This window comes from Paenibacillus glacialis (assembly GCF_001637205.1).
Classification (GTDB): domain Bacteria; phylum Bacillota; class Bacilli; order Paenibacillales; family Paenibacillaceae; genus Paenibacillus_AQ; species Paenibacillus_AQ glacialis.
Genome location: NZ_LVJH01000022.1, coordinates 124,425 through 141,893, shown reverse-complemented (window position 1 = coordinate 141,893; position 17,469 = coordinate 124,425). Strand labels below are relative to the sequence as shown.

Sequence of the window (17,469 nt, the reverse complement as noted above, 5' to 3'; positions counted from 1 at the left end):
CGCTCTATTATTAGTCGCTGGATCTTTCCCCGACTAGGGATACAGAGAGAAACATAGCATCACTACCTCCACGTCTTTTTAAAAAAGGTTGTTATACATTTAATGTAAAAAACCTGTAGATATACAGTAAGGCACCCCACTCGAATGAGTGGAATGCCTTTAAGTATCCATACACCATATCATAGAAGCATAGCCTTGTCGAACAGGGTCTTTCACTACTTATACATGATACCATTTCGCGCCAACATCACTTCATTTCGTTTCATTAGAATAATCATGTAATGGAAGCACTGGAATGCGATCTTCAGCTTATTACAGTTCACTATATCGGGTTCCAAATAAATTTATTTATTGAGGTACCCTGCCGTTAGGGAGACAGAACTTCTTTTGCTGGAATCTCGCTGTCAATAAACCAACCCGGTCCTATTACGTTTGTAACTTCATACTTTTCATAATTGTATGCGATAGTAATATCGTCCTCTCCATGTCCTTTTACATAACCATAAAGAGAGATTCTTGAATTAATGTAACCAGGGTATACTTCATAATCTGTCATTACAAAATCTGCATATATAAAATTCCTTGATATACTTCACGCTGATCGGAAGAGCGATATCCACCTTTTCTTTCTTCTTTACATTGGATACAACAGAACATCCTCCTACTAATATCGCGATAATGGTAATAAAAGATAGAATTATGATGATTACCTTTTTCAAGTTACATTTCCCCTTTGCCGATAACCGACTCTAATCACACAATCAGAGCACTTTTTAGTGGTCCTATTTCATCATTCATTTTCTATTCTAGTATGTAGAGAAACTCTCATTGAGAATCTATGCCATCAGGGAGCTTCTATTTTCGGATTCCGGCTCTGAATGAACCAACCCGGTCCCATTACATTTGTAACTTCATACTTTTTATAATTGTATGTTATGGTGATATTTTCATACTCATGACCTTTTATATAACCATCAATAAAGATTGTTGAATTAATGTAACCGGAGTTTACAAAATAATCTGTCATTACAAAATCAGCGTTATAATACTCCTTGATATACTTCACACTGATCGGAAGAGCGATTTCCATCTTTTTTTTATTCTTTACGCTCGATACAACAGAACATCCTCCTACTAATATCGCGATAATTGTAATAAAAGATAGAATTATTATGATTGCCTTTTTCAAGTTACATCTCCCCCTTGCCGATAACCGACTCTAATCACACAATCAGAGCACCTCTTAGTGATCCTATTTCATCATCATCATTCGTTTTCTAGTCTAGTATGTAGAGATACACTCATTGAGAGTCTATTCGATCAAGGAGCCCGATTTTCGGATCCCGGCTTTGAATAAACCAACTCGGTCCCATTACGTCGATCACTTCTTTTTTTTCATAATCGTATTCGATGTTAATACTATCATCTTCATGACCTTTTATATAACCATAAAGATACATTCTTGAATTAATGTAACCGGGGTTCACATCATAATCTTTCAATACAAAATCTGCATTGTAATACTCCTTTATATGCTTCACACCGATCGGAAGAGCAATTTCCATCTTTTCTTTATTCTTTACGTTGGATACAACAGAACATCCTCCTACTAATATCCCGATAATTGTAATGAAAGACAGAATTATTATGATTACTTTTTTCAATTTACATTTCCCCTTTGCCGATAACCGACTCTAATCACACAATCAGAGCACCTCTTAATGATCCTATTCCATCATTCGTTTTCTAGTCTAGTATGTAGAGATACACTCATTCATTGAGAATCCATGCGATCAGGGAGACGGAACTTCTTTTGCTGGAATCTCACTGTCAATAAACCAACTCGGTCCTATGATGTCGATTACTTCGTAAGTCTTATAATTGTATATTATAGTAATATCGTCATCTTCATGTCCTTTTATATAACCATAAAGAGAGATTGTTGAATTAATGTAACCGGGGTATACTTCATAATCTGTCATTACAAAATCAGCATTATAATATTCCTTGATATACTTCACACTGATCGGAAGAGCAATTTCCATCTTTTCTTTATTCTTTACACTGGATATAACAGAGCATCCTCCTACTAATATCCCGATAATTGAAATAAAAGATAGAATTATGATGATTACTTTCTTCAATTTACATTTCCCCTTCGCCGATAACCGACTCTAATCACACAATCAGAGCACCTCTTAGTGATCCTATTTCATTATTCATTTTCTATTCTAGTATGTAGGGAATCTCTCATTGAGAATCCATGCGATCAGGGAGCATCTATTTTCGGATTCCGACTGTCAATAAACCAACCAGGTCCTCCTACGTCGATCACTTCATAAGTATCATAATCGGATTCCGTGGTAATAGGGTCATCTTCACGACCTTTGATGTACCCATAAAGAAAGATTCCTGATCTAACATAAGAGTCTTCTACAGAATAATCTGTCATTATAAAATCAGCATTATAATACTGCTTGATATGCTTCACACTGATCGGAAGAGCAATTTCCATCTTTTCTTTCTTCTTTACGTTGGATACAACAGAACATCCTCCTACTAATATCGCGATAATGGTAATAAAAGATAGAATTATTATGATTACTTTTTTCAATTTACATTTCCCCTTTGCCGATAACCGACTCTAATCACACAATCAGAGTACCTCATAGTGGCCCGATTTCATCCTTCATTTTCTATTCTAGTATGCAGAGATACACTCATTGAGAATCTATGCGATCAGGGAGCTTCGATTTTCGGATTCCGCCTGTCTGTAAACCAACTCGGTCCTATAACGTAGATCACTTCTTTTTTTTCATAATCGTATGCTACGGTAATAGTGTCATCTTCGTGACCCTTGATGTAACCGTCGATGAAGATTCTTGAATGAATGTAAGGTGCGTCTACAGCATAATCTTTCAATACAAAATCAGCATTGTAATACTGCTTGATATGCTTCACACTGATTGGAAGAGCAATATCCATCTTTTCTTTATTCTTTACGCTGGATACAACAGAACATCCTCCTACTAATATCGCGATAATGGTAATGAAAGATAGAATTATTATGATGACCTTTTTCAAGTTTCATTTCCCCTTTGCCGATAACCGACTCTAATCACACAATAAGAGCACCTCTTAGTGATCCTATTTCATCATTCGTTTTCTATTCTAGTATTTAGAGAAACTCTCATTGAGAATCCATGCAATCAGGGAGCTTCTATTTTCGGATTCCGACTGTCAATAAACCAGCCCGGTCCTATTACATCGATCACTTCGTTAGTCTTGTAGCTGTATGCGATGGTAATACGGTCATCTTCATGACCCTTTATGTATCCATCAAGATAGATTGTTGAGTCAATGTAGCCGGGGTTTACAACATAATCTGTCAATACAAAGTCAGCATGATAATATTGCTTGATATACTTCACGCTGATCGGAAGAGCGATTTCCATCTTTTCTTTATTCTTTACGCTCGATACAACAGAACATCCTCCTACTAATATCGCGATAATGGTAATAAAAGATAGAATTATTATGATTACTTTTTTCAATTTACATTTCCCCTTTGCCGATAACGGACTCTAATCACACTATCAGAGTACCTCATAGTGTGATCCTATTTCATCATTCATTTTCTATTCTAGTATGTAGAGAACCTCTCATTGAGAATCTATACGATCAGGGAGACGGAACTTCTTTGGCTGCAATCTCGCTGTCAATAAACCAACCCGGTCCTAATACATTTATAACTTCATACTTTTTATAATTGTATGTTATGGAAATATGTTCATCCTCATGTCCTTTTATATAACCATCAATAAAGATTATTGAATGAATGTAATCAGGCAATACATCATAATCTGTCATTACAAAATCAGCGTTATAATGCTCCTTGATATACTTCACACTGATCGGAAGAGCAATTTCCATCTTTTCTTTCTTCTTTACGTTGGATACAATAGAACATCCTCCTACTAATATCGCGATAATGGTAATAAAAGATAGAATTATTATGATTGCCTTTTTCAAGTTACATCTCCCCTTTTCTGATAACAACTATAATGACACAATTAGAGCCTTTACTAAATGATTATACCTACATGGAATGTCAAATACCGACTTTTTTATCTTTTTTCTCCTACGCTATACCCGAAGTAAGAAGTATGTATTATAATACTAATTACCCAGATTGGAAAATAATTAATTACTTGAGCTAATATACCAATCTAGTATGCCGTGCTAAAATCATAAAAAATTCACTCTATCAGGAAAACGGAGTCTCTTAGGCTGCAATCTCGCTGTCAATAAACCTACATTAATTACTTGTTTTGTTTCACGAAGTAGCGTTTTCTTTCAGTTCTTTCTTTTCTGCGCTGGTAGGCGTGCATCTCCTCCATCTCCTCCAATTACCTTTTTTTGTAACTCTATTATATATTATCAAAATAGACAAGGTGGGAACATGTTGACCTATATTAATGATAAAACATACTGGGATATATCAAGTGAAGTTTACAACAGGGATATTACTCCTGAAAGTAAGGTAAAGGTTCCCCCTGGCTGGAAAGTCGTCGAACCTGACGGAGCTATGCTTCACGATACCAACGGTTCAGGTTTCGACGCTAATGTCTTCTACAACGAAAAAACCAATCAGGTCATTATCGGATACAGAGGTACGGAACCAATGGATCGACCCTTTTGGAGTAAGATGATGGACTGGGGAACGGATGCTAGTGATGTAGTGCTTAGCCGCACCAAGAACCTTGAGAAAGTTCATCTAAATTATGAGAAGAATAAGGATGAAATTGCCTCCCTCCCATTTCAGTCCCAAATCGCCTATCATCAAGCGGAGGCGAGATACCAGAGTAATCAATTTACACAAGCGGAGAACCTATACAAAAAGGTGAAAGAACAATATCCGAATGCCGAAATATCCACGACAGGCCATTCTCTAGGAGGTGCTGAAGCAGAATATGTTGCAGTTCGTAACGGCCTGCCTTCTGTAAGTTACAATGCTCCTAGCATATTTAACATGCTATCCGATGATCTTCAGAAGAAGTCGAAGGCTGGAGAATTTAATAACACGAATATTGCTTACGTCCATCCGGGAGACACGGTCGGCTCAGGGCCAGGCACAAGCAGTGGAAACCCACATGTCGGAGCAACCGTATTTATCAATTCTACATTCAAGGATGCGAATAAGAGCGAGTTCACGATGAATATTCCTGTCTCGATACCTATAAAGAGAAGCAACCCATTCGAACAATTTATCATGGGAAACAAATGGACACCGATTCAATACGTTCCATTAACAATTCCTTTAGGACAGCAAAGCATCGTTATGAAGCTCTATAATTCCCTTTTTGGTGGTGAAAAGACGCATGCTTTAGAACACTTCTCGTTCGATGGGCATGGCAACCTTAATAACCGTCTGTTCGGCTTAGACGGACAAGCCATTGAAGGCAATCCACGGGTATCAGCATACGACAAAATGATGGCTGCTAGAGCTGAATTGAAGGAAGCCATGGGAGACTTGGTAGAGCGTTACGGCTCGAACATGGGAATATTCGGACAGATGGCTGCAGCTGGATTAGGCGTAACCATCAGGGGAGCTGGTAGCAAAGGTGGAGGTACGATTCAATTAACAACGGAGGAACTGCGGCAAGCAGCACGGCAAATGAAAGCAAGCCTCCGTGGGTTCTCCAACGATACCAAGAACACAATCCAACTATTCCAGACCCATATCGCAACGAGTAAGAGCCAGTCACTAGCCCCGATTGCCCACAACGCGACTGCTACCTTGGATCGGATTAATCGCTGGTATCAAGAATCCATCTCAGAGATTGCCGACTATATTGATCGTAAGGAGCAGATATTTACAGCAGCGGATAAATGATCATACGATGAGAATAAAGGTTGAAGAAGATGGATTAATGATCATACGATGCAATAATTCATCTTTCATTCAGATAGGACATATTTCAGCAGATAAGAGGAGAGATAATGGAATGAGCAGAATATCCTTGCAGATGGATGATCTCAGAAGAGCGATTCGACAATGCGAACAGTTAAAACAAAGACTCCATGATCAGGAGCAGCAAATGAGGACGATATACGGTCGGTTACATGATTGGAAGGGAGAATCGGCTGAGAAATTATCCCGCATGATGGAGGGGTTCCTGCAAGGAACGACGGTACGAATACAGGAACTCGATACGCATACAGAGCAGCTGCAGCGGTATATCAGTAATATGGAAATAGCGGACCGTTATCAGCAATACCGATAAACGCCCCGTCTATGGATTGACAGTGTTATATTAAACCAATCACACATTCTAGTATGCATAGATATAATCATTGAGAATCCATACTCTCAGGGAACGTCTTTTTTACGGATTCCGACTATCAATGAACCAATCTGGTCCTATTACTGTACGTACTTCTTTTTTAGAATAATCATATGCAACAGAAATTGGCTCATCTTCGTGCCCCTTAATATACCCATGCAGATAAATGGTCGAGTTAATGGCAGGGTCGAGAAATTGCTCGTCCTTTAATATAAATTCGGAGTTGTAATACTGTTTGATGTACTTCTCGCCTGCAATTGTTGCGGCTTCCACCATTTCTTTCTTCTCTGCCTTGGATATGCCAGAACATCCTCCTAACCACATGACAAGTAGGATAAGTGACAGAATTAATGAAATTTTCTTATTCAAGTTATAATTACCCTTTTATGGAAATATCTATTTTACGTAACTCTATAATATATTATTAAAATAGACAAGGTAGGAATACGTTGACCTACATTAATGACAAAACATACTGGAACATATCCCCGACTGGAAAGTCGTCGAACCTAATGGGGCTATGCTTCACGACACCAACGGTTCAGGTTTCGACGCTAATGTCTTCTACAACGAAAAAACCAATTAAGTCATATTCACAGATCAAACTGAACAATGAATAAAATGCAAATATCCACAGCCTCGACGGTTGTGGATATTTGTATGTTGGAGGCGAGCGCTGAAGAGGTGAATCTTCAATTTATCGTTGCCTGTTGGTTCAGACACTACATTTACACTTGCTTAAATTCGATCCAGTCAATCTGCAAGCCTGGTTTAACGAAATCCAATTTCAATTGATGAAAGCCTGCTTCCAGTTCTATCTTCACAAGTTTCTGTCTAATCCATTTACCTTCCGTTCTATTCATTTGAATGGTAATCAATTGATCGTTCAGTGTCACATTACAAGCACTTTGAGCCAGTTCCGGTTCCGGGGACATGATGTTAACGATGATCCGGTATTGACCAGCCTGGTCTACTTTAATAAATGTCGATCCGGCTGCGGAAGGTTTAACCTGTGGGTCAGATAGCGAATGCGATTGCTCAGTCGAAAGTGATGAATTTGCCTCGAATGTAGCAACCGTTTCTATAATCTCATGTTTTCTCGAGAAAACATGTGCATGCATGATGAACTCGCAAATGTTCATGGCGGAGCGCTGAAGTTCTCCCCGGGTTAGGGAACCAATTGCCAAGGAATCGATGGTATTGTCATCCCAACCATTGATTTCCGCCCCATAGTTAGGAACAACCATATAAAGATCATTTTGGGAACGAACCATCATATTCATGAATTTCCGATGCTGCGTTTCTTAATAACGCATCATTGGATGAAGTATGGGAGTGAGGAGCGGAGCTACACGTTTTCGTAGAAAACGACTTCGAAAGCATAAGCTAGGACCGGCTGAATTCAATCTTCGATGTCGAATAAGCTTCTTGGCATACTTCGTGATCAAAAGATGACTTTTTGAACAACCCCTAAAAGTACAGATCTTATTCTGAAGCCAAGTATTAACCTAATCCCTTATGCTTCTTCACAGACACCTACTTCGTCACTCTCATCTCTTCATCCAACCGTTGAAATGCGATCTTCACCTTATCCTTCGGTACTTCGGCATAAAGATCTCCAATACTTACTTCGCTATAGCAGGTTGATTCACTAGAGTTGCTTAGATATGGCAATAACCCTACACCTGTCGTCTCATAAACACGGGCCAATATAGGTTCAAGTTGCTCTTTAGACATATCAAAATGAACATGAAACATATTAGATACCGGTTCTGCTGGCATCGTCGTAACACCATGACACTCGTTATATAATGCGGCCAACTCTTTGGCTTCTTCATAATACTGTCCCATCTTATTCACGCGCTGTGTGAAATAATACTCAGAGCTGATGATATAAGGATACAGACTAATTAGATCTCCACCGTGACGTCTTTTCCATACCTTAGATTCGTTCGTGAAATCCCTATCCCCTACGAGAATTGCTCCTGCAATCCCGCCAATCCCCTTGTAAAAGGATACATATACACTATCAAAGAGTGCACAAACCTCCTCAGCTGACTTTTGATAATAGGGTAGGATTTCAAAAAGTCTAGCTCCATCCAGTTGTAGCTTGATCCCTTGTTCACGACAATAGGCGGAAATCGCTTCAAGTTCAGCGTAATCCGGTAATTGACCCCCAATCTCACGTTGAGGTAATTCAAGTAATAAACAAGCGATGTCCTTCGGCATGTTCTGAATATCTTCAAGGCTGATTAATCTATCCTTGTCCGCAAGTAAGAGAGGTTCGATGTGGTGCAATTCTTTCAAACCATCTTGTTCATGGATCTCTAAATGGCATAGGGGGTGGTAGGCGACCCGCTTCACGCCCTTACGATCACACCATATTCTTAAGGCAATTTGTTGTGCCATCGTTCCGCTGGGGAAGAAAACGGACGTTTCTTTCCCTAAATAATCCGCCATTTGATTCTGGAAATCTTCGATTAATTTACCTTTACCATAGATGTCACTTGCTAGATTCCCATCGATATTTGCTAAAGCTTCTATTAATACTTGAATATTTCATTTGCCATTACCTCCAAGTTTATAAGCTGTGTCATTAAATGTTTCTGAAAAAGACTTCGTGCTGTTCATCCTGAATACAACTCCTTTTCGTATCAATCCTTGATATAAAAAGTATATCCCTTTCCTCTGCAAGAAATATAGCATTTCGTGAGACTTATATTTCTTTAGGTTTAAACAAAAAACCGACCTCATGAGGTCGGACCCATCACAGCCATTTCGATAATGATATGACTACTTCCGATACTCAGGAAAGGAAAAGGTATTCCCATGATAGGCACTATACCGAGTGACATCAACAAACTATAACCCATCTGGAAGCTAAGCATTCCTGCCAGCCCCATACCAAGGGCTCTCCCATAGGGCTCCCTCACAGCTCGATTCGAGTGAAGAACATTCGATACCTTGAATCACTATGCCTATGTATTCTAGGTATTAGATATAGCAAGCTCGCTATTTTGTCCAGTATATATAGGTCAACAATTTATCCCACCTTAAAGTGAAAGCTTTGTACAAGCAATAATATCCGATTCAGTTATTGAGGAGCAAAATCATCGTAAAAAATGTTGCGAAACGATATAGTGTGTATAGAAATTGGTCAAGTATTCCATATTAGGGTTATTGCCCTTTAACCTTTGAAAATGCGGTCAGTACACGTCAGTACATCAATTTGTCACGTTATCCCGTAGATAGCGTCATTCTAAGGTGAAAAATTGTTAACGCTGTGCTACAATATTAAAATTGCGCAACGGCAATCATTAAGGGAGGTTTATTGAATCGCCATGCTAATTATCGGTATCGCAGGCGGAACCGGCTCCGGTAAAACAACGGTAGCACGCTCCGTCATTGAACGTCTTGGATCAGATAAAATGACTTTTATATCTCAAGATAACTACTATAAAGACCATTCACATCTCAGCATGGCAGAACGCGAATCGATCAATTACGATCATCCGCTCGCTTTTGACAATGAACTGCTCATTGAACATCTCAGTTGTCTAAAAAGTGGCCAGACCGCACACGCTCCTGTATATGATTTCACGGTTCATGCTCGTTCCGTGATCGAAACGGTAGAACTTAAACCGAATAATATCGTCATTATCGAAGGGCTTCATCTACTATCCGATGAGAACCTGCGAAACACGCTCGACATCAAGGTATTCGTCGATACCGATCCAGATGTTCGAATCCTACGTCGAGTACTTCGAGATATCGAAGAACGCGGCCGTACGATACGGTCGATCCACAATCAATATTTGAATACGGTGAAGCCGATGCACGAAGCGTTCATCGAGCCATCTAAGAAATATGCAGACTTGATCATTCCTCAAGGTGGACACAATGAAGTTGGCATTCAAATGTTATCTATTCTGACCGAGAAATACTTAAAAAATGGCGGCCAGGTATAAGCCATATTTTCTTGGCAACGCTTTTAACGTGAAATGTTAACCCAACTATGATTCGAGCGGATTTTTGGAGGTGCCGGCAGTACGGAGCGCAGTCGGCACCTTTCATATTTACATGTGACTGTCGAGAACACACTCGACAGTCTTTTTTATTATTTTTACACGGTTACATATGCCAGACTGAGCTTACCCAGAAGAACTTGCACATTTCCTATCCTATACCATAAGATTAAGACATTAACGCTGTAACGGATTATCAGAGATTAGATCTGGAGGTGTACGATGACATACCATGTGGAGATACAATTTCATCCTATTCACGAGTTGATGAACAGCTTACATTCGTTTATTTGCAAAAAATCTCATAAAAAGACTGAATTAGGCTCCTCATGGGCCAAGGAAACAGAAAATCAGTTAAACGCAGAACTTTCCTCTCGCTTAGAGGCAACGGAATTAAATAATGATTGGAAAACATTGTACTTGCTCATTCATTTATGTCCACATAAGGAGAGTGTAACAAGCGTTCTTAAATGGATTGAAGGACTATCCATAGGCCAAATCTATGAAGCTCTCTCCGAATATGTAAAGATATTTCCGAGTAATATGAACGATTACCGCAACCAGATCATGTATCTGCTATATGAATGGAATCTTCAGTATTTCAGTCGATGTAGTCCCACCATCTTGGAAGCTTTACAACAACACTCCGATGATAAAAAGCTTGAATTAGCGCAAAGTCAGAATACCTCAGAAGTTGTGAATACAACAACAAATGGTTTTTATTTCGTTCCTGTAGAAGGCTTAGAAACCGTGGTACTTGTGCCCCAGTATCATTTCCAACCTGCTAATATTATCTACTCTTATGGGAAATTGACGTTATGCCAGTATGCATCCAGGATATCACTTGGAGAAGAGAATGATATATCGGCATATATGTATCGGACGATCCGAAGTTTAGGGGAAAAAAGTAGATTAAAGATATTGCAATCTCTACACGGTGAACGTAAGACCTTTACGGAAATCGTAAAAAGTGCAGGGTTATCCAAGGGTATTGTTCATGATCATATATTCAATCTTCGCAGTTCAGGTTTACTGCATGCGTATATCGAAGGGGAGAATGTAACGGATTATAGTCTGCGACTTGAAGGAATTCGTCATATGAATAACCAAATACTCGATTATTTGCAACCATAACCACATAAACCGATTGAAAGACTAAGTCTTCTCACTCCAAAAAGTAAATTGACCTTTACAAAGGGTACATTTCAAAGAGTGAATAGGCTTATTTTTTTTCGCTAAAATATCATAAACTTCTCTTCGCGAAGAAATATTTAACAGTTCTCTATTTACAGAACTGAATTTAGTTTCTATAATATACCTTATCGAACGTTAATCATACTTAACGGATCGGAATTATCATTTAAAGATATATCAAAAATTTATAGGGATATGGGGATGAAACCATGAAAAGAGGTATTTTTTTATTAACGTCGTTACTGATTGCTAGTTCATTGTTGGTATCAGCTTGCTCGAATAACAATAGCAATAGTAATTCTGCTAGCAAACCTGTGGACACTAAAACTCAGGACACTCTTGCTGCTACTGTTGGTCTTACAGAACCTTTCACAGCAACTGACTTATCCAAGCTTCCTGCTGTCGCACAAAAACGTACAGATACCATCATTGTTGGACTAACGGATCCAAGTGGCGCATTCACACCCTATTTTCAACAAAGTGGATATGACGGAAATGTATCCTCCTTACTATACGCATCCCTTGTAAATGTAAATGAAAAGGGACTCCCTGTTCCTGAGCTTGCAGAAAGTTACGATATATCTGACGATGCGCTCACTTACACCTTCCATCTCAAAAGTGACTTGAAATTCAGCGATGGATCACCTCTAACGGCAGATGATGTAGCCTTTACATGGACAATCCTACACGATAAGGCGTATGACGGAGATTCCCAAGTACTTACTCTAAATATTGTAGGCGGTGCAGCCTATAAAGCGGGTACAGCTACAACCATTACAGGCATAAAAGTCACTGATCCGAAGACGATTTCCGTTACATTAGAGAAGCCTAATGCCACAGCCTTAGTAACACTTGGTTCGAATGTGTTGTCTAAAGCCTATTATGGTAAGGATTATAAATTCGGTCAGTTAGATTACATCAAGAAACTTCATGAGAAACCAGTAGGTAACGGTCCTTACACGTTAGAGAAGTTCATTCCTGGTCAAGAAGTTCGATTCGTAGCCAATGAATATTATTACAAAGGAAAACCTGCTACTGAACATTTCATATATAAAACGACAGAAGGTGACGTGTGGCAGTTCGTTGAGACTGGCGAGGTGGACTACGCTTCCTTTAGTGCAACACAAGAAAACATCGACAAGCTAAAAGGATTAGGCTACCTAAACGTTATTCCTTATACACCAAGTTCGTACGGTTATTTACAAGCGAACTTAGAGCATGAACAGCTTAAGGATAAAGCGGTAAGACAGGCGATTACATATGGTCTTGATCGCAAAAGTATTTATGTTGATGCAAGCCAAGGTGCAGGTTCCGTTGCGAATATCCCAGCTTCACCGATATCATGGTCCTACACGGAAGAAGGCATTAATCCTTACAACTATGATCCTGAGAAAGCGAAGGAACTACTTGATGGAGCAGGTTGGATCGTTGGAGCTGGTGGTATCCGTGAGAAAGATGGTAAACCGCTATCCATTCACTACCTAGGTTCCAAGAGTAAGAACACAGATATATTCATCGCTGTAGCGAAAGAAAATTTCCAAGCGCTTGGCATAAAGTTCGAACCTGAAGTATTCGCAGACTTTAACTCCCTAGTGTCCAAAGTTGAAGGTGGAGACTACGACCTCGTATCCTTCTCTACACCAATGCTTACTGATCCATCGGATGGTCTCCTTCAATTCGTAGATGGAGAAATTAAAGGCTATGACAATCCTAAATTCAAAGAGTTGTATGACAAAGGACTCGCTACAACCGATATCGAAGAACGCAAAAAAATATACACGGAAATATACCAACTTTTAAATGATGAGCTACCTGTTATTTTTACAAGTTATAAGAAAACCGTGTATGCATACAATGGCCGGATTGAGAATCTTACTGTGAGTCCTTTCATTGGTCTTGCAGGCAGTCTTCCTAATTGGTCCCTGAAGTAGAAAATAGGCAGCCCCTGTCTTGATGGCAGGGGCTGCCAACATAAGGAGTCGATCATGAGCACTTATTTATCGAAAAGATTGATCTATATGTTTCTGATTTTATTTGCTGCTTCATTACTCATATTTTGCCTATATGCACTGACACCCGGAGACTTCATTAGCGGGAATATTAAATTAACACCAGAACGTAAAGCTGAGCTTAGAGATATCTACGGCTTAAATAAACCTCTACTCGAACGTTACGGGATATGGATGTCTAATGCCTTTCGTGGTGATTTTGGATTTTCTCTAGCTCAACAAAAACCGGTTCTTCAGCTATTTAACGAGTATATATGGAATTCCTTTTTGCTAGCTGTCGTATCCACATTTCTGACATGGGTCATTGCAGTTATCGTAGGGGTTATTTCTGCGTATAAGCAATATTCTTGGTTCGATACACTCGTTATGGTGGCTATCTTCGCAGCCATGTCTATTCCATCTTTCTTTATCGGCTTATTTCTTATTAAAATACTGGCTGTTGATTTGAAATGGCTACCTCCGGGTGGCATGCTTACGACCGGAAGTAACGCAACAGGTATTGCTTATCTGAAGGAAGTCATCCATCATATGACGCTTCCTGTCGTTGTCATGACGCTACTTGGTGTAGGGTCATTAACTCGTTATTTCCGCAGTAACATGATCGACGTCATTAAACAAGATTATATACGTACAGCTCGGGCTAAAGGACTTACAGAGCGTAAGGTGCTATTCACACATGCGCTTCGTAATGCGCTTCTGCCGGCTATTACACTCGTTGGATTCGAACTTCCAGCACTCTTTGGAGGATCGCTTATTATTGAGAAAATATTTAATTGGCCGGGAATCGGACAGCTCTATATGCAATCTTTCGGATTGAGGGATTATCCCTTGCTCATGGGATTCACGATGTTTATTGCTATTCTGACCGTCCTCGGAACGCTTATATCGGACATTTTGTACCATGTCGCCGATCCGCGTGTCCGATTACAGTGAGGAGGCTTGAGCTATGATAACGACTCCAACTAAATTGGTGAACGCTAAGAGAACCAAGGATTCACCTGTGAAATCTTCATTATTCAGACAATCGATACGTAAATTAAGCAAAAATAAGCTAGCTGTATCTGGCTTTGTCGTCGTGATCTTGATGTTTGTGGCTTGCTTCATCGGTCCCTTATTCTCTCCGTACACGGATAACAAAATCAATATGGCGATGATGAACAAAGCGCCTCATTTAAAGCATTGGCTGGGTACAGATGCACTAGGTCGAGATGTGTTGACACGTGTGTTACTTGCCGGACGAATATCTCTAACTGTGGGTCTAGCGTCGATGATGCTCTCGGTATTTATCGGTTCTTTGCTTGGTGCACTAGCTGGATATTATCGTGGCATTGTCGATCAGATTATTATGCGTATTGCTGACTTACTGTTAACGATTCCAAGTCTTCCGCTACTATTCATATTCGGTGCTTTGTTATCCGAGTGGAAAATTCCAACGGATTATCGCATGTACATCGTTATGCTGATGTTAAGCTTCGTGGGTTGGCCGGGACTCGCTCGAATGGTACGAGGACAGATGCTTAGTCTTCGTGAACGTGAATTCATGCAGGCTGCCGTAGTCCTTGGATTACGTGACCGCCGCAAGTTATTTAATCATTTATTACCGAATATCGTGCCCTTATTAATCGTAATTGCCACTCTAAATATCGGGGGGGCGATTCTTAGTGAATCTGTCCTTAGCTTCTTCGGTCTCGGCGTAATGCCTCCAACCCCAACATGGGGAAATATGATCGATGCTGCTAACAATATGATCGATTTCCAAGAGCGTCCATGGCTGTGGATTCCACCAGGATTCTCGATATTTGCTACGGTTATAGCTATTAACATATTCGGCGACGGACTTAGAGATGTACTCGATCCTAAACAGAAGAGGTAGGTGAATACAGCCCGTGGACAATTCAATTGAGATAGATCACCTTAGTACGTACTTTTATACCGAAGAAGGTGCTGTTAAAGCCGTTGATGATGTTAGTTTTCGAGTACCTCTTGGACAGACCGTATGCATTGTAGGGGAATCAGGCTGTGGTAAAAGCGTCACCGCAATGTCGATTATGGGTTTGGTAGAGGAACCCGGAGGTAAGGTTATCTCCGGTAAGATCGATTTCAGTGGCGAAGATTTGCTGAAGTTGGATAAACATAGTTTACGAAGTATTCGTGGAAATGAAATCGCCATGATTTTTCAAGAACCCATGTCCTCGCTGAATCCCGTCATGAAGATTGGTGAGCAGATTATGGAGCCACTGATTATTCATTTGAAGATGAGTAAGAAGCAGGCACGTACACGTGCCATTGAATTAATAGAACAAGTCGGCATTTCTCGTCCTGAGCAAATTGCTGATTCTTATCCGCATGAACTTAGCGGAGGAATGTTACAGCGGATAATGATTGCAATCGCAATCTCCTGTAATCCAAAACTATTGATCGCAGATGAACCTACCACAGCACTTGATGTGACGATACAAGCTCAAATTCTAGATATGCTTCGTGACATTAAAACAAACTCGAATATGTCTATTCTACTTATTACACATGATCTTGGTGTCGTGGCTGAAATGGCTGATTACGTAATCGTGATGTATTCTGGCAAAATCGTTGAAGAAGGTGAAGTTGTCGAGCTATTCGAACGACCTAAACATCCATATACGAAGGGCCTTCTGAAATCCAAACCTATTATTAATCAACGACTCGAAGAGTTATATTCGATCCCTGGTCAGGTGCCCAATCCGCTTGATTTACAAGAATCTTGCTATTTCCATGATCGCTGTGAGCAATGTATGTCCATTTGTCAGACGAAACAGCCGCAGTTACAAGAAGTTGGCACGCAACAAAAAGTGGCTTGCTGGCTCTATGAGGAGGCGGTTGCTCATGTCTGAACCATTACTTGAAGTTAATCATTTAAAGAAATATTTCCCGATTACCAAAGGTTTACTCAACCGTACCGTAGGTCATGTTAAAGCAGTAGACGATATTAGCATTACGCTTCAACCAGGTGAAACTTTCGGTCTAGTTGGTGAATCTGGAAGCGGTAAAAGCACTGTAGGTCGTACCATTCTACGTCTTACGGATAAGACAGAAGGCGAAATTAAGTTTAAAGGATTAGATATTCACAATCTAAGTCCATCTGAGCTACGTGCGATCCGGCCCAAAATGCAATTAATTTTCCAAGATCCATATAGTTCACTTAACCCAAGAGTTCGTGTCGGCGATGCCATCGGTGAAGCCTTATTAGACCACGGATTAACGTCAAAAGGAGAAGTTCGTGATCGGGTATTGGACGCTCTTGTCTCATGTGGCTTGTCCTCTTACCATATCGATCGATTCCCCCACGAATTCTCGGGCGGACAACGTCAGCGGATTGGTATAGCTCGTGCGCTCGTTCTTAATCCCGAGCTCATTATTGCTGACGAACCAGTATCTGCGCTAGATGTTTCCATTCAAGCACAAATCATTAACCTATTCAGTAAGTTACAAGAGACACGCGGATTAGCCTATTTATTCATATCCCATGACCTAAGTGTTGTAGAACATTTGTGTTCTAGAATTGGTGTTATGTATTTAGGTTCTATGGTGGAGACAGCTTCTAGAGATGAACTATTTCGTAACCCGCTTCATCCTTATACTAAAGCCCTTCTTTCGGCTGTACCTGTTCCAATTCCGAAGCTTAAGAGAGATCGGATTGTCCTTAAGGGCGATATTCCTAGTCCTGCGAATCCACCATCTGGCTGTAAATTCCACACTCGGTGTCCTTATGCAGTGGACATTTGTAAGCATCAGATACCAGAATTCCGCGAAGTAGGCAGTCAACATCATGTCGCTTGTCATTTAGTATAGAAAAAGGAGTTTACACCACGTGTAAACTCCTTTTTCATTATGCAAATGGCAGGATGAAGTCCGAAG

21 protein-coding genes and 1 pseudogene are annotated in these 17,469 nt (G+C 40.1%); 9 read left to right on the top strand and 13 right to left on the bottom strand.

Features of this window, described 5'->3' with window-relative positions:
- Positions 1-367: 367 nt before the first annotated feature.
- The 9 genes from PGLA_RS28960 to PGLA_RS13315 form a co-directional block, all read right to left on the bottom strand.
- A complete protein-coding gene (locus tag PGLA_RS28960; protein ID WP_245699867.1) occupies positions 368-556 on the bottom strand; it encodes a hypothetical protein in 189 nt (62 codons plus the stop codon).
- The gene (locus tag PGLA_RS28955) at positions 543-719 is read right to left on the bottom strand and encodes a hypothetical protein (protein WP_245699865.1); all 177 of its coding nucleotides are present in this window, start codon (positions 717-719) and stop codon (positions 543-545) included. Before PGLA_RS28955 ends, PGLA_RS28960 begins: the two co-directional genes overlap by 14 nt.
- 125 nt (positions 720-844) lie before the next feature.
- A complete protein-coding gene (locus PGLA_RS13345; RefSeq protein ID WP_068533462.1) occupies positions 845-1,189 on the bottom strand; it encodes a hypothetical protein in 345 nt (114 codons plus the stop codon).
- A gap of 112 nt (positions 1,190-1,301) precedes the next feature.
- Positions 1,302-1,664 (bottom strand): hypothetical protein, encoded by a 363-nt coding sequence (locus PGLA_RS13340; RefSeq protein WP_068533460.1) that lies wholly within the window; start codon positions 1,662-1,664, stop codon positions 1,302-1,304.
- 129 nt (positions 1,665-1,793) lie between these two features.
- Positions 1,794-2,144, bottom strand: coding sequence for a hypothetical protein (locus PGLA_RS13335; protein WP_068533457.1), 351 nt, complete (start codon positions 2,142-2,144; stop codon positions 1,794-1,796).
- A gap of 125 nt (positions 2,145-2,269) precedes the next feature.
- Entirely contained in the window at positions 2,270-2,614 is a 345-nt protein-coding gene (locus tag PGLA_RS13330; protein ID WP_068533455.1) for a hypothetical protein, read from the bottom strand.
- Positions 2,615-2,739: 125 nt separating this feature from the next.
- Positions 2,740-3,084, bottom strand: coding sequence for a hypothetical protein (locus PGLA_RS13325; protein ID WP_068533453.1), 345 nt, complete (start codon positions 3,082-3,084; stop codon positions 2,740-2,742).
- A 125-nt stretch (positions 3,085-3,209) separates the two neighbouring features.
- Positions 3,210-3,554 carry a hypothetical protein gene (locus PGLA_RS13320; protein WP_068533452.1) on the bottom strand — a complete coding sequence of 115 codons (345 nt, stop codon included), beginning with the start codon at positions 3,552-3,554 and terminating at the stop codon, positions 3,210-3,212.
- 127 nt (positions 3,555-3,681) lie between these two features.
- The gene (locus PGLA_RS13315) at positions 3,682-4,032 is read right to left on the bottom strand and encodes a hypothetical protein (RefSeq protein WP_068533450.1); all 351 of its coding nucleotides are present in this window, start codon (positions 4,030-4,032) and stop codon (positions 3,682-3,684) included.
- A 433-nt stretch (positions 4,033-4,465) separates the two neighbouring features.
- On the opposite strand from PGLA_RS13315, the gene PGLA_RS13310 reads away from it, so the two are divergent.
- Positions 4,466-5,896: a lipase family protein gene (locus PGLA_RS13310; RefSeq protein ID WP_068533563.1), complete on the top strand. Its 1,431-nt coding sequence runs from the start codon at positions 4,466-4,468 to the stop codon at positions 5,894-5,896.
- A gap of 112 nt (positions 5,897-6,008) precedes the next feature.
- Positions 6,009-6,287, top strand: coding sequence for a WXG100 family type VII secretion target (locus PGLA_RS13305; protein ID WP_068533560.1), 279 nt, complete (start codon positions 6,009-6,011; stop codon positions 6,285-6,287).
- Between the two features lie 102 nt (positions 6,288-6,389).
- Here the strand turns inward: PGLA_RS13305 and PGLA_RS13300 are convergent, their stop codons facing one another.
- The 4 genes and pseudogenes from PGLA_RS13300 to PGLA_RS27430 form a co-directional block, all read right to left on the bottom strand.
- Positions 6,390-6,716 carry a hypothetical protein gene (locus PGLA_RS13300; protein WP_068533448.1) on the bottom strand — a complete coding sequence of 109 codons (327 nt, stop codon included), beginning with the start codon at positions 6,714-6,716 and terminating at the stop codon, positions 6,390-6,392.
- 359 nt (positions 6,717-7,075) lie between these two features.
- Positions 7,076-7,624, bottom strand: coding sequence for a carbohydrate-binding protein (locus PGLA_RS13295; RefSeq protein WP_068533446.1), 549 nt, complete (start codon positions 7,622-7,624; stop codon positions 7,076-7,078).
- A gap of 259 nt (positions 7,625-7,883) precedes the next feature.
- A pseudogene (locus PGLA_RS13290) lies at positions 7,884-8,978 on the bottom strand (threonine aldolase family protein).
- 119 nt (positions 8,979-9,097) lie between these two features.
- Positions 9,098-9,280: an FtsW/RodA/SpoVE family cell cycle protein gene (locus PGLA_RS27430; RefSeq protein WP_161487895.1), complete on the bottom strand. Its 183-nt coding sequence runs from the start codon at positions 9,278-9,280 to the stop codon at positions 9,098-9,100.
- Between the two features lie 408 nt (positions 9,281-9,688).
- On the opposite strand from PGLA_RS27430, the gene udk reads away from it, so the two are divergent.
- The 7 genes from udk (at position 9,689) to PGLA_RS13255 (ending at position 17,403) form a co-directional block, all read left to right on the top strand.
- Positions 9,689-10,315: a uridine kinase gene (gene udk / locus PGLA_RS13285; protein WP_068533445.1), complete on the top strand. Its 627-nt coding sequence runs from the start codon at positions 9,689-9,691 to the stop codon at positions 10,313-10,315.
- A gap of 279 nt (positions 10,316-10,594) precedes the next feature.
- Positions 10,595-11,506, top strand: coding sequence for an ArsR/SmtB family transcription factor (locus tag PGLA_RS13280; RefSeq protein ID WP_068533442.1), 912 nt, complete (start codon positions 10,595-10,597; stop codon positions 11,504-11,506).
- 269 nt (positions 11,507-11,775) lie between these two features.
- On the top strand, positions 11,776-13,497 hold the full coding sequence (locus PGLA_RS13275) for an ABC transporter substrate-binding protein (protein ID WP_068533440.1): 1,722 nt from the start codon (positions 11,776-11,778) through the stop codon (positions 13,495-13,497).
- Positions 13,498-13,551: 54 nt separating this feature from the next.
- Positions 13,552-14,508 (top strand): ABC transporter permease, encoded by a 957-nt coding sequence (locus tag PGLA_RS13270; protein ID WP_068533438.1) that lies wholly within the window; start codon positions 13,552-13,554, stop codon positions 14,506-14,508.
- Positions 14,509-14,521: 13 nt separating this feature from the next.
- A complete protein-coding gene (gene opp4C / locus PGLA_RS13265) occupies positions 14,522-15,448 on the top strand; it encodes an oligopeptide ABC transporter permease (protein WP_068533435.1) in 927 nt (308 codons plus the stop codon).
- Positions 15,449-15,461: 13 nt separating this feature from the next.
- Positions 15,462-16,445 carry an ABC transporter ATP-binding protein gene (locus PGLA_RS13260; protein WP_068533434.1) on the top strand — a complete coding sequence of 328 codons (984 nt, stop codon included), beginning with the start codon at positions 15,462-15,464 and terminating at the stop codon, positions 16,443-16,445.
- Positions 16,438-17,403, top strand: a complete 966-nt coding sequence (locus PGLA_RS13255; protein WP_068533432.1) for an ABC transporter ATP-binding protein — start codon at positions 16,438-16,440, stop codon at positions 17,401-17,403. The genes PGLA_RS13260 and PGLA_RS13255 overlap by 8 nt, the downstream gene beginning before the upstream one ends.
- The last annotated feature ends 66 nt before the right edge of the window (positions 17,404-17,469 follow it).